10 protein-coding genes are annotated in these 12,687 nt (G+C 63.2%); 1 reads left to right on the forward strand and 9 read right to left on the reverse strand.

What is annotated here, in order from left to right; genetic code table 11:
* Positions 1 to 75: 75 nt before the first annotated feature.
* Positions 76 to 291, reverse strand: a complete 216-nt coding sequence (locus tag CLG96_RS16575; protein WP_107969632.1) for a hypothetical protein — start codon at positions 289 to 291, stop codon at positions 76 to 78.
* On the opposite strand from CLG96_RS16575, the gene CLG96_RS16580 reads away from it, so the two are divergent.
* On the forward strand, positions 290 to 904 hold the full coding sequence (locus CLG96_RS16580) for a hypothetical protein (protein ID WP_107969634.1): 615 nt from the start codon (positions 290 to 292) through the stop codon (positions 902 to 904). The two genes, CLG96_RS16575 and CLG96_RS16580, sit on opposite strands and share 2 nt — an antisense overlap.
* A gap of 146 nt (positions 905 to 1,050) precedes the next feature.
* Here the strand turns inward: CLG96_RS16580 and CLG96_RS16585 are convergent, their stop codons facing one another.
* The 8 genes from CLG96_RS16585 to CLG96_RS16620 form a co-directional block, all read right to left on the reverse strand.
* Entirely contained in the window at positions 1,051 to 1,320 is a 270-nt protein-coding gene (locus CLG96_RS16585; RefSeq protein WP_133175414.1) for a ParB N-terminal domain-containing protein, read from the reverse strand.
* Positions 1,321 to 1,585: 265 nt separating this feature from the next.
* Positions 1,586 to 3,766 (reverse strand): TonB-dependent receptor, encoded by a 2,181-nt coding sequence (locus CLG96_RS16590; RefSeq protein WP_165799686.1) that lies wholly within the window; start codon positions 3,764 to 3,766, stop codon positions 1,586 to 1,588.
* Between the two features lie 225 nt (positions 3,767 to 3,991).
* Complete coding sequence (locus tag CLG96_RS16595) at positions 3,992 to 5,359, reverse strand: MFS transporter (RefSeq protein WP_107969640.1); 1,368 nt, start codon at positions 5,357 to 5,359, stop codon at positions 3,992 to 3,994.
* A gap of 10 nt (positions 5,360 to 5,369) precedes the next feature.
* Positions 5,370 to 7,742, reverse strand: a complete 2,373-nt coding sequence (locus tag CLG96_RS16600; protein ID WP_107969863.1) for a beta-glucosidase — start codon at positions 7,740 to 7,742, stop codon at positions 5,370 to 5,372.
* A gap of 159 nt (positions 7,743 to 7,901) precedes the next feature.
* Positions 7,902 to 8,885, reverse strand: a complete 984-nt coding sequence (locus CLG96_RS16605; RefSeq protein WP_107969642.1) for an AraC family transcriptional regulator — start codon at positions 8,883 to 8,885, stop codon at positions 7,902 to 7,904.
* 265 nt (positions 8,886 to 9,150) lie between these two features.
* Positions 9,151 to 9,486 carry a hypothetical protein gene (locus CLG96_RS18855; protein ID WP_165799687.1) on the reverse strand — a complete coding sequence of 112 codons (336 nt, stop codon included), beginning with the start codon at positions 9,484 to 9,486 and terminating at the stop codon, positions 9,151 to 9,153.
* Positions 9,487 to 9,679: 193 nt separating this feature from the next.
* Entirely contained in the window at positions 9,680 to 11,347 is a 1,668-nt protein-coding gene (locus CLG96_RS16615; RefSeq protein ID WP_165799688.1) for a tannase/feruloyl esterase family alpha/beta hydrolase, read from the reverse strand.
* Between the two features lie 11 nt (positions 11,348 to 11,358).
* On the reverse strand, positions 11,359 to 12,660 hold the full coding sequence (locus CLG96_RS16620) for an MFS transporter (RefSeq protein WP_243395837.1): 1,302 nt from the start codon (positions 12,658 to 12,660) through the stop codon (positions 11,359 to 11,361).
* Positions 12,661 to 12,687 lie beyond the last annotated feature (27 nt).

Consider the following 12,687-nt stretch of genomic DNA (forward strand, 5'->3'; position numbering starts at 1 on the left):
TCGAGTCGCTCATCCGTTAGCGGACGGAGCGGTGATGGCCAGCTTGAGACATCAGGCGAATGTCGGAGGCGTCTATTATCTATCGCCGGAAGCGATCTTCCAGCCCTGGCCGCCAGGGCCAGGGCGCTCGCATCGCGCTTGCGCGATGGCCGGGGCGGTCTCGTCCAGGCCCTCCTGGGCGATCTGGTCCACCCTATCGAGATCGCCCCCGCGGAGGTGCGGATCGGCCTGGATCCGGCCGGGCTCGGCCGTCACCTCGGCAGGACGCTGGACGCGGATCCCTACCTTCATGCTCATGGTACCCGCGACCGTGAAGCGCTCGGGGCTCGCGGTCCGCATGATCCTCGACACGGGCCGTGCGGCGACCGCCGGGGCGCCCGATGTCCGGCTGATCGGCACGATCGCCAAGGCGCATCGCTGGTGGCAGCGGCTTCTGGAGGACCCCCGCACGACGATCACTGACCTTGCGCGCGCCGAGGGCGTCACCTCCTCCTATGTCACCCGGATCCTCCGTCTCGCCTTCCTCGATCCGGCAATCGCGACCAAGATCGTCAACGGCAAGGCGCCCGCGTATATCGACCTCAAGCGCCTGGTCCAGACGGATGCGATCGCCGCCCGCTGGGCATCCCACCTCGCCGCTGATCGCGGCTATCGCTCAAGATCCTCAGCGCCGATCCGGCGATCATCCGGACGACCGCTCCGGTCCGAGCACCCGCGACCGCCGCCGAATTCACCAAATCCCGTACTTCGCAAAAAGGCGTCAGAGAAAAGGGCCGCCGAATCCGCTTTCTCTGGCGACGGGCATCGCCACGGAAGCGCGCAGGACCGGGCGCGGAATGCGCGGCCATGTCGCATAATATCAATGACTTGGCTGTGTGTGGCGGTGATCGTAGTCCAGGGCTAACCCGTCTCCCCATAAATTACCTGTTTTGAGATTTTTCAGCTGTCGCCGAGGGCACTCATCCGCCCTCTCAAGCGCCGAAGGGTCCGGAATGTCAGCGTTTTTCTCGATAGAGTGCCTTCATTTCGGGCATTGTTAAATTGCCTTTATCAGGTTGGATCACGCCCTAATTGGCGCGATCGAGGATCTCGATCAGGCCGAAAATGCGCTCTTTCATCTCCGCGGTCGATCTCGGTCGTCGAGAAGCCGGTCACTTCGAGGTCGAAGCCGGTGTCACGCGCAGAGAGTTCGGCGAACTCGATCTTGAGCGTCTCCTCATCCCAGCCGACATTGCTCGCGATCTTGTTGTCGGCGAACGCATAGGCCTTGAGCTCGGCCTTGCTGACATGCTCGATCGGGATCACCGGCACCTCGCGCATCTTGAGCAGCTTCGCCGCCGCCAGCCGGACATGGCCGGCGACGATGCGGCAGGAAAGCAAACTTCTCTGCGCCGCCGCAGCGGGGGATAGGCAGCGGTAATTCCAGCATGCTCCCCAAAGAGTTTAGAATCGACAACACACCACGCTCGTTCGGTGCCCGTCCCCGCGTATTGGTCGAGCCGATGGCCGCCCGGCAGCACAAGGGAGCGCCCGGACTGGTGTCCGGGAGCTCCTCGCAAGGCGCGGGCGAAAGCCCGCCAAAGGATCAGAACTTCACGCTCACCCGGCCGCCATAGGTGCGCGGCGGAGCGAACTGATAGAGCCAGTTGCCGGTGAAGTTCGGTGTGGCGGCCGTCAGCACCCTGCTGTCCTCCAGGTTGCGGACATAGGCCTGGATGCTGAACGGGCTGTTGGCCGGCGTATAGGTCAGCACCACGTCGCTGCGGCTGTAGGGCGCCTGCCGATCGGCCTCGAAATTATAGATTGAGAGGTGCGATTCCGACTGAAGCTGGGTCTGCACCCGCGCATTGAGCGTGCCGTCGCCAACGGCGAAGTCATGCTCATAGCCGACATTGAGCGAAATCTTCGGCGCCTGGATCGGGGTGTTGCCGGCAAGCTGCGCATTGCCGAGCCCGTCCGTAGAGGGAATGAAATAGGTCCGGACGAGGAAATCGTCGAATTTGGCATCGAGATAGGCAACCGAAAGGTTGAACCGGTCCCGTAGCGTTATCATGAAGTCGGTTTCAAGCTCGCCGCCATACATGGTCGACTTGCCCGCATTGGCGACGATCAGCTGGTTGTTGAGGAATTGAGAGATCTGCTGGTCACGATAATCATAATAAAAGAGAGAAATATTGGCCTGGATCTTGTTGCCCACGAAGCGGTTCTTCGATCCGACCTCATAGGCCTTGATCTTTTCCGGCCTGTAGCTCTGGATTTCCGTGAAGCCGCCCGCTTTGTAGCCGGTGTCGAACTTGGCATAGATCATGTTGGCCGGCGTCAGCTGATAGTTGGCACCGACATGATAGGTCGTCTGGTTGAAGCTGGTGTCGCTGTCCTGCGGAACGACGCTGGTGACGACATAGGTGCCGCTGGCCTGCGAAAGGGCGGGATCGATGTTGACGACCTGCCCGATCCGCTTCTTGTTGTCCCGCGTAAAGCGGATGCCCCCCTCGATCTTCAGATCATCGATGATCTCATATCCGAGCTGCGCGAACGCGGCCTTGGACGTCGTCTGGATCTTATAGCCATCCTGCGAATGATAATCGTAGAGCTGGTCCGGATAATAGCCGAACGGGCCTTCAGTGAAGGCGCTGTCCAGACGCTCGCGCTCGCGGAAAAAGAAGCCGCCGAGCTGGTAGCTGAAGCGCTCGCTGCCGTTCGAGGTCAGCCGGAGTTCATGGCTGTTGGTGGCGATCCGCGAATCCTGCGGAAAGCCGAAGCCCGGCGCGGCGGTGCCCTCATAATCCTCGTCATGATCGACGCGGGCATGACGATAGCCGCCGGTATAGGCCAGCGTCGCGAAGCCGAAGTCATAGCTCAGCGCGCCACGCACGCTGTAGATGTCGATGTCGTTGAAGCCGGTCTTATCGAGCGCCCATTTCCTGTCACTCGGGATACGGGCCGGAAGATCGGCGATGAAGCCGGCATCGGTCGGATAGGCCACGCCCTGGCGCACCGAACCGACACCGCGCTGGCGGATATATTCGCCGGTCAGTGTCGCGCTCAGCTGGGCGGTCGGATCATATTGAGCGCTGATGCGGCCGGCCCAGATATTCTCGTCATCGCCACGCTTGGCGGGCGCATTGTCGCGATATCCGTCATGCCGCGACCGCAGGCCACTGACACGCACCGCGAGCGTATCGGTAACGGGCAGGTTGACCATCGCCTCTGCCCGCAGCGCGTCATAATTGCCATAATCGATCGAGCCGGCCGCGGCGAGCTTGTGAGCGGCCTTGGCGGTGATGATGTTGATCGCGCCGCCGGTGGCGTTGCGGCCATAAAGGGTTCCCTGCGGACCGCGCAGCACCTCGACTCGCGCGATATCGAACAGCGCCGCGTTGAGCGTGGCAGCGCGCTGGATATAGGTGCCGTCGATGCTGATCGAGACCGCCGGATCGCCCACTTCCGAATAGTCGCGGCTGGAAACGCCGCGGATCGCGATGAGCGTCGAATTGGCGTTCTGGCTGAGGTTGAGCCCCGGTGCGATCTTGGAAAGCTGGAGCACGTCGGTCGTGCCCGATTTCTGCAGCACCTCTGGCGTCAGCACGGAAAGGGCGAGTGCGGTACGCTGCTGGGTTTCCGGGCGCTTGGAAGCGGTGACGACGATGTCGCCGAACCCTTCCGATGCCGACGCCCCGGCCGGCTCGGCCGTCTGGGCCCAGGCCGCGCTTCCGGAAACGAGCGCCAGCATGCTGGCCGCCATCTTCAACCACCGGGTCTGCATCAAGATTTCCCCCATATCTATTGTTGGCTAGGCAGAGTCCGCGTACCAAATATCCTTTTCAGCGCACTACATCATCCATGAAGCGCCATAGGAATTTGGTCTTATTTGCGACAATGCAAGCTATATACAGCTCAGAGAGAGTAGATAGATTTGCTCTTGCCCTTGCCATAGGTCATTTTTTGCATAGAGCGACTTCATCACCTTCTGCAAAGCAAACCAAGCGTTTCACTCTCTCGCAACAAAAGACTTTCTGTGCTCGATTTCCGCGTCGGGCGGATAGGCCCAGGTGACGAGGCAGGAGCAGAGCAGCAATGCGCCCGGCAGCAGCGCAAAGCCCATGACGATCGCCGCCTTCGCCGAATCCGGCTGCACCGCCGCTCCCGCGACATAGCCGCTGCTGGCCAGCAACCCCGCCGACAAGGCCCCGCCGATGCCGGCCGCCACCTTGTAGGCAGCCGAGGCGATCGAATAGCCCAGGCCCATCGCATTCACGCCCGTCCGTGCCATGCCATAGTCGAGCGTATCGGACAGCATGGTATAGGTTACAGGATCACGCATCCCGATCAGCAGCCCGATCATCGCGACCAGGGCCAGCACCGGCACCTCGGTCTGTGGCACGAAGGCGAGCGCGAAGAAGCAGGCCGCCTGGGCGAGATTGGTCACACGCACCGCCGCGCGGCTGCCGAGCCGCCGCCCCACCGGCGTCGCCAGCCAGCAGCCGGCGAAGCTCGATGCCGTCAGCACGGCGATCAGCGTTCCGCCGAAGCCGGCGCCAAGCCCGAGCACATGAACGGCGGCGAAGGTGGCGCTACCCAGCGAAAGCGTATTCGCCGTGCTGTTCAGGAACTTGATGAGCGTCAGCACCAGCCACGGCCGGTTGCGCAGCAGCGCGCGCGCCAGGGCGCCGCTGCCGCCGGTGACTGGGACCGCGTCATAATGCACGGTTTCGCGACACATGCGATGGGTGATCAGAAAGCAGAGCGCCGCGGTGACACCGGTCGCTCCCATGAAGAGCATGAAGCCCTGGCGCTGGTCGCCCTGGCCGAGCAGCGCCACGCCCGATAGCGTGATCCAGCCGATCAGCACCGATCCGACATTGGCGCCGATGATCCGCGCCGAGGCGAGTTTCAGCCGCCCCACCGTGTCCGTCGTCATCAGGTTGGTCAGCATGCCATAAGCGGTGTTGACGAAGCTGTAGGTGATGCTGAGCAGCAGGAAGGTACCGATCGCCCAGGCGACCTTCACGCCCACCGCCTCCCCCACCGGCACGAACACCAGCAGCGTGGCGACCGCAAGCGGAGCCGCACCCCATTTCAGGAAGGGCCGCGCCTTCTCGCGCCCATGCCGGCGATCGATCGCCAGCCCGATCACCGGATCGATCACCGCATTGGCGATGCGGCAGACGAGCAGGATGGCCGCCACATAGGCCGGAGGGATCCGGTAGATGTCGGTATAGAAGAAGACGATATAGGTAAGCGTCGTCGCCCAGATCAGGTTGGAGGCGAAATCGCCCAGGCCGTAGCCGATCTTCTCGCGCAGGCCGACCATGTGGGATGCTCTTCCGGCATGGATCGTGAGCGAAGTCGCTTTCATGCCTGCCCCCTCAATGGACGGTGTCGTAGGTCGTCGGCGCGGCCGTCGTGCCTGCCGAGAGATCGATCAGGAAACGGCGCAGATCCTCCGCCGGGAGGCGATCGCCGATGAACCAGCAGATCGTCTTGTAGATACCCAGGAAGGAGCTTTCGGTGCGCGCCACGAGCTGATCGGCGGCCTCGCCCCCGATCGACAGCCGCTCGGCGAGAAAGGCGACAAGCGCATCGCGCACGCCCGGCCGCTCGAACAGGATCGTCGGCTGGGTATCGAGATCGAAGGGCGGCAGGCGAACGTCGCCGGGCGCCGCGACGAGCGGCGCGGAAAGCCGGATGTCACGAGAGGAAGCGCCGATCTCGATCAGGATCTCGCCGGGATCCATCGCCCATTCGCCACGCGCCGGATCAAAGTAGCGCAGGTCATCGCCCTCGCATTCGATCGTGACCGTCCGCGTCTCACCCGGCTCGAGATGCACCTTGGCGAAGCCCTTCAGCTCGCGCACCGGCCGGTGGAGCCGGGACGATAGCGGCCGAGCGTAGAGCTGCGCCACCTCGGCGCCGGCGCGCGTGCCGACATTGCTGATCTCGAAACTGGCGGTCAGCCGCTCGCCGGGGGCGATGTCGCTACGGTCGAGCCTCAGCCCCGAATAACGGAAGCGCGTGTAGCTCAGCCCGAACCCGAACGGGAACAGCGGCTCGATCTCACGCCGGTCATAATAGCGATAGCCGACGAACAGGCCCTCGCTATAGGCATGGCGGCCATTCTCGCCCGGATAGGTCAGGAAGCCCGGAATGTCCTGCTCGCGCCGCGGGAAGCTGGTGGTGAGCTTACCGGAGGGATTGGCCAAGCCGAACAGGATGCGCGCCAGCGCGTGCCCCATACCCTGGCCGGCATAGAAGGTCTCGACGATCGCGGCGACCTCGTCCGCCCACGGCATGGTCACGGCATCCGGCGTCGCGAGCACGACGATCGTGCGCGGGTTCGCTTTCGCAAGGCGGTGGATCAGCGCGTCCTGCCCTGCCGCCAGGGCCAGCGTGCGGCGATCGGCCCGCTCGCCATCAGCGCTGACATCGCTGTTGGCGAAGACGATGACGATATCGGCCGTGCGCGCTGCCGCGGCGGCAGCCTCCTCCCCCTCCGCATCCTCGGCCAGATGATGCTCGATGCGGACATGCTCGCCCGCCAGGGCGCGCAGCTCGTCGAGCGGGCGATCAAGGCTAGTGGGCCGCGTCGTCGCCGATCCCGAACCCTGGATGATGGGCCTCACCGCGCCCGCGCCGATCACCGCCACCGTCAGGTCGGCAGCCGGATCGATCGGCAGGACATCGCCCTCGTTGCGCAGCAGAACAATCGATTCAGAGGCGATACGGCGGGCGAGCGCATGGTGCGTCTCGCGATCGAAGCGGGCGTTGCGACGCTCGCCCTGCCGCGCACGCCGGATCAGCCGAAGAACACGCCGGCAGGACTGATCGAGCGCGGCCTGCTCGACGCGGCCTTCGGCGAGCGCGGCGAGCAGTTCGGCCCGACGCGACGCGCTCTCCGGCATGTCGAGGTCATTGCCGGCCGCAAGCGAGGCGGGACGGTCCTTGATGCCATGCCAGTCGGACACGACCGCACCATCATAGCCCCATTCCTCGCGCAACACGGTGGTGAGCAGCCAGTGATTCTCGGCGGTCTGCACGCCGTTGAGGCGGTTATAGGCGCTCATCACGGTCCATGGACGCGACTTGACGATCGCCCGCTCGAAGCCCTTGAGGTAGATTTCGCGCAAGGCACGCTCATCCACCTCGGAGCTCATCGTCGTCCGCTCGATCTCCGAATTGTTGCAGGCGAAATGCTTCAGCGAGGCGCCGACCCCGCCCGACTGGAGCCCGTCGATCAGCGCGGCGGCAAGGTCACCGGAAAGCAGCGGATCTTCCGAATAATATTCATAGGCACGACCGGCGAGCGGCGTGCGGCGGATGTTGATTCCAGGACCCAGCAGCAGATGGACGCCGAATTCCTGGCATTCCAGCGCCAGCGCCGCGCCGAACTCCCGCGCCAGATCCACATCCCAGGAACAGCCGAAGGCGGAGCCATTGGGAAAGCATGTCGCCGGTTTCGAGCCGCCCACCATCGCATCCTGATCATCCTGATCATCCTGCCGCCGGTTGACGACTGCGAGGAACTGATCGAGCCCGTCCCGCTCGTCGGTCAGCCCCTCGATCTGGTCGGTCGAATAGCGCACGCCATAGGTGCCGTCGGTCATCACGATTTCGGGGATGTTGAGGCGATAGTTCATCGCCGTCTTCCAGAGATGCCGGCCATTGACGAGCGCGACCTTCTCCTCCGTGGTCATCTGCGCGAGCAGCTGCTCCAGCTCGCGATCCGAAATCGTCCATCCCATGCGCACGCCTTTCCCCCGCCCGTCGTCGCAGAGGGCCGATCGGGCTTGAAGGAGATAGTAGGCTGGATCGCTGCTGCCGTTGATATGGCGATCGCGCCGCCTGGCATGGTCATTTCTTGCTTCCGTCCGGCGCGACGACCCGCCATCAGGTCGGCCCGATCATCCCATGCCACTGGCATGCAGCGCGCAGACCGCCACCAGCTCGCGGCTTTCAGGCAGGCGCATCAGCTGCCGCGATAGGCCGTCATCCCGCTCCGCCAGTTCCATCAATAGGTGGCGATAGGGATGTGCGCTTCCCGCCTCGCCCTGCGGCTCGGCGCGGCGTCGCCGATATTCGGCCGGCGTGCAGCCGAAGCGCTCGCGGAACTTCGCGTAGAAGAGGCTGCCGCTGGAAAAGCCCTCGTCGAGCGCGATGTCGACGATGCTCTGCCCGGATTCCACCAGTTGGCTCACGGCTCGGTCGAGCCGGATGTTCTGCGCATAATCGCGGAAACAGATGCCGACATGCCGGCGAAACAAGCGGGACAGATGCGGAATCGACAGACCTTCCATCTCGGCGAAATATTCGAGCGAAAGGCGCCCGTCGCGCTCCGCGCGCATTCGTTCCATGATGCGCATCACGCGCTCCCGCCCATCCCCATTCACCGACGGTGCCTCCCGGCGCGGGACATAGGGGACATGGCGATAGATGTGGCAGCATAGCAGCCCGGCGAGGCAGGTGCGCAGCAGGCCGTCCTCGACATTGCCGCTCGACAGGATCAGCCGGGCGATCAGCCCGCGCATCGGCGCCACCACATCGTCGCAGAAATGTTTCGCCGTCAGGAAGCTCTTGCACTGAAGATAGCGCTTGCTGAAATCGACCAGTCCCTGACGCTCGGCATGGGCGACATCGATATGGACCCCGCACAGCACCGTTCCGGGATCGAGGCTGACGGAATTATGGGCGCTATGGGCATTGATGATGACGAGGTCGTCCGAACCCATCAGACATTCCTGGCCATCGATGATCATGCGGACCGAGCCGCGCACGACCATCAGGATTTCGAGATGGTCGTGCCAGTGAAACGGAACTTCCAGCGCCCCATGAACGAACGCCTTCACGCCGCCGCTCAGCGATCCGAGATCCTCAAAGCCATAATCCATGCTCAGGCTCCGACATCAATGTGACAATTTGTATGCATACAAATTGAAACTGGTCAATCGCCCGGGAAGCCGAGAGGTCGGCGAGGATCCCTAGCGGGCAAAGTCGGCCGTCTTGCTGTCGAGGTCCAGCAGATCCTCAAGTGACGCGGGCAGCACGACCCTGATCGTTTCGCCGATCTCGATCAGCATCCGATTGCTGCCAGGCGGCCGAAGCGTTCCCCAGTGCAAATCCATAGTTGAGATCGAAGTCGTCGATCAAACGCGCTCAACGGATGGGCGCACCGGAAGCTCGGCGCTGGTAATCGCTCTCTGAAAGATAGCTGTGGCCGAATTTTGTTGGCTGGCCGGCTGCGCGGTCATCCGAGCGAAAGCCTGCGGCGGCTACGCGTTCAGCGCCGCGACAGTATCCCGACCCCATCCTTCGTTGATGAAATCCTTTTATGCCGTGTTGCTCATCGCTATTGCGCCTGCCGCCCACGCCCAGGCTATCGAAGATGCCGAACACAGGGCGGATCGCCTGCGCACACAGCAGCTCAACCGCCAGGCCGCCATCGCAGTCGCCAGACGCGATCGCGGAAATGGTCGCAGGCGAGCAGATCATGATGCGGCTCAGGCGCGATATGAGCGGGCGATGGCGATCTGGCGCCGTCGGGTCTCAGCCTGTCAGGCCGGCGATTATGATGCCTGCGACGACCAATGATCACAGAGGCATTTCGCTAGCATCCGACGATTGCCAGCCTCGAGCCTACAGCGTTGGAGAAAATAGAGTATCGCGGCGGCTGCGACATCACTCCTCATGGGGCATGGCAATGGAAGCTGGTCGCCTGTTCGATGCTGCCACTACCATTATAGGTGGATTCCTTCGGAAAGGCGCACAAAGGCCGCGTCCGCCCCGGCCAGGCGGCATCGGGCGCGGCTTTCGCCAGCAGCGTATCGGGCGCGGCGCCCCGTTCAACCCAGTCGATCATGGCGCCCATGACGTCGAACCGGTCGGTGGCATAGGGGCTTGGGCCATGCAGCATGCCGGGCACGATATAGAGGCGGGCAAAGCTGTCGGTGCCGGCCTTGCCATATCGCTTCTGCACGCTCTGATAATAGGCCTCGACGTCAGGCGAAGGAAACGCCCAGTCCGCGCTGCCCGAATAGATGATGATCTTTCCGCCATGCCGCTGAAAGGCGTCCATGTTCGGGGAGTCCGCATTGGTGAAGTCAGCGCCCGACCTGGTGAACACAGCTGAGCTCGCGAACAGCTTGCGATATTCCGTGTCGGCGTCTGCCTTCAATGCATAGCCGATGAGGTCCGGCGTCATCGTCGGCGGCGTCGTATAGACGTGCGACGCTTCCCCAGCGAACAGGCCTACATACATCTCCGGTTCTGATCCCATATATTGCACGATTTGAGGATCTGCCGGGATGGACGAATAGATCACTCTGCCGTCGCGCAGCGTGCCGCCCGCCAGGAATGCCCGGACATAGCGTGCCACTTCGGGGCTGAGGCAGTTTTGCGACTGATCGGCCGCGCATACCCATTTCAAAGGTTCAACCCGGCATTGGGACGGATGGCTCACCATCCCGTCCGCCACACCATCGAGCGCATCGCAGGATCGGAGGATCAGCGCCTTTATCACATCCTGCTGAGCCGCGGTGAGCGCATGAGAGATGTCGGGCGTACCATCTGCCTTTTTAGGCGCGATCGTGGCCGCCAACTGCGCCCGCACGATGCTGCCCTGAATGGAGGCCTGCGCCAGTCGAAAGCCGGGCGAGCAGGCAATGATGCCGTCGAAGAGATAGGGCCATTTCTGCGCGGCGGCCATCGCCTGGCGCCCGCCATTGGAGCAGCCGTAGAAATAGGACCATTCGGGCGCGCGACCATAATATTGCGCGATAAGGCGCTTGGCAGCGTCTGTAACCAGGGGCAGTTGCTGGTCGCCATATTCGTCGCGCGCCTGGGGGTCGGCGCCGAACAGAAAGGCACCGTTGCCGACACCGGAAACGGCTTCATGGCCCGAATCGGTCGTCACTACCGCCATGCCGGAAAGCAGCGCGCTCTGCCCATGCTCGCCGCTGGGATAGACGCCGTCGGCAGGCGGCACCACACCGTCGACGCCGGCACCACCCTGATAATAGAAGCGGCCGCTCCACGCGGCTGGGAGGCGCAACTCGAAGCGGATCGCATAAGGTCGGCCGTCAATGCCGATGCGCTGGTTGATCGATCCCTGCACCACGCAATTGGCGGGGCGGGCCGGAGCTTCGGGCGACCCCGCCTTGGCTGCCGCCGCAGACTCGAACGTCGCGCTGGTGACTCGGCCACCCTGCAGGCGCACGGCGCCAAGCTCCGCGCAGCGGGCTTCGGATTGCGCCACAGGCGTGGCGACCGTTTTCGCCGGCGCGCCCTGACTGATCGCGGCGATGAACAGCGCCGTCGAAAACAAGCGGGAGAGCGGAGCAAATATGGCTTTCATTGTGATCCTCCCTACCGGTTCACCAGTTGCGGCGGCAGCTGTTTCACGAGGAAGATGCCGATCACCAGAAAGGCGGAGAAGAGCCATAGCGCCGATCCGGCGCTGCCGGTCGAACTGACCGCGAAGCCGATCAGCGAATTGCTGACAAGGCCGGCAATATTCGCCAGCGAGCAGGCAAGCGCGAAGCCCGCCGCCGCCGCCGGCCCGCGCAGGAAAGTGGCCGGAATGCTGAAATAGACCGGAACGACACCCGTCACCATCGCCGAAGCGACCGACAGCAGGATGAGCGACCCTGACAGGCTGTGCGGGAAAAAGGGCAGCAGCGCCATTGCCGTGGCACCGATCGCGAAGGGGATCATGATATGCAAGCGGCGTTCGCGGTGCCGGTCGGAACTGCGGCTGATGAGGATCATGGCAATCAGCGTCATGAAATTCGGCACCGATGCATAGAGGCCGATCATCAGCGGGTCGGCAACGCCCGCTCCCTTGATCAAGGTCGGCAGCCAGAAGCCCAGCGCATAGGTCGTCAGTAGAATGGCGAAATCGACACCGCCCAGCAGCCATATCCGCCAGTCGCGCAGGCCCGCGGCAAAATGCGACGCCGCGCCGGCCGGCTCATCGGCGGCCAATGCCTCGCGCAGCAACTGCTTTTCTCCACTAGTCAGCCACTTGGCCTGATCCGGGCTGGCGGGCAGCAGGACGAAAACCAATATGCCAAGAATGATGCTCGGCAGGGCTTCCAGCAGGAACAGCCATTGCCAGCCGGCAAGAGCCCATTGCGCGTCGAGGTGGCGCATGATCCATCCGGACAGCGGCGCACCGACGACACCCGAAAGCGGCAGGCCCAACAGGAACAGGCTGAATATCCTTCCGCGCCGGTGCGAAGGAAACCAGCAGGAAAGATAGAATAGAACACCCGGAAGGAAGCCGGCCTCCGCAACACCCAGAAGAAAACGGAGCACGTGAAACTGCGGCGCGGTGGTCGCAACCATGCAAAGCGCCGACAGAAGACCCCAGGTCACCATGATCCGCGCGATCCACACGCGTGCACCGATCTTCGCCAGCAACAGATTGCTTGGTGTTTCGAACAAAACATATCCGAGGAAGAACAGCCCGGCGCCGAGCCCGAAATCGGCTTCCGTCAGGCGAAGATCAGCCAGCATGGTCAACTTGGCAAAGCCGACGTTGATGCGGTCCAGATAGGCCGCGAAATAGCACAGGGCCAGAAGCGGGATCAGGCGGATCGTAATTCGCCGATACACGCTGGAAAGCGCATCGTTTTCAGCGCTGGCATCAAGGGACAAAGCGGCCACAATTGCCTCCGGACTGGCAGGATATTG

The organism is Sphingomonas oleivorans, assembly GCF_003050615.1.
Lineage (GTDB): Bacteria > Pseudomonadota > Alphaproteobacteria > Sphingomonadales > Sphingomonadaceae > Sphingomonas_H > Sphingomonas_H oleivorans.

Excerpts from the sequence above, each read along its gene's own strand:
- CLG96_RS16580 (WP_107969634.1), top strand. The coding sequence starts at position 290 with ATGCTCATGGTACCCGCGACCGTGAAGCGCTCGGGGCTCGCGGTCCGC.
- CLG96_RS16575 (WP_107969632.1), bottom strand. The coding sequence starts at position 291 with ATGAAGGTAGGGATCCGCGTCCAGCGTCCTGCCGAGGTGACGGCCGAG.
- CLG96_RS16585 (WP_133175414.1), bottom strand. The coding sequence starts at position 1,320 with ATGCGCGAGGTGCCGGTGATCCCGATCGAGCATGTCAGCAAGGCCGAG.
- CLG96_RS16590 (WP_165799686.1), bottom strand. The coding sequence starts at position 3,766 with ATGCAGACCCGGTGGTTGAAGATGGCGGCCAGCATGCTGGCGCTCGTT.
- CLG96_RS16595 (WP_107969640.1), bottom strand. The coding sequence starts at position 5,359 with ATGAAAGCGACTTCGCTCACGATCCATGCCGGAAGAGCATCCCACATG.
- CLG96_RS16600 (WP_107969863.1), bottom strand. The coding sequence starts at position 7,742 with ATGGGATGGACGATTTCGGATCGCGAGCTGGAGCAGCTGCTCGCGCAG.
- CLG96_RS16605 (WP_107969642.1), bottom strand. The coding sequence starts at position 8,885 with ATGGATTATGGCTTTGAGGATCTCGGATCGCTGAGCGGCGGCGTGAAG.
- CLG96_RS18855 (WP_165799687.1), bottom strand. The coding sequence starts at position 9,486 with ATGATCTGCTCGCCTGCGACCATTTCCGCGATCGCGTCTGGCGACTGC.
- CLG96_RS16615 (WP_165799688.1), bottom strand. The coding sequence starts at position 11,347 with ATGAAAGCCATATTTGCTCCGCTCTCCCGCTTGTTTTCGACGGCGCTG.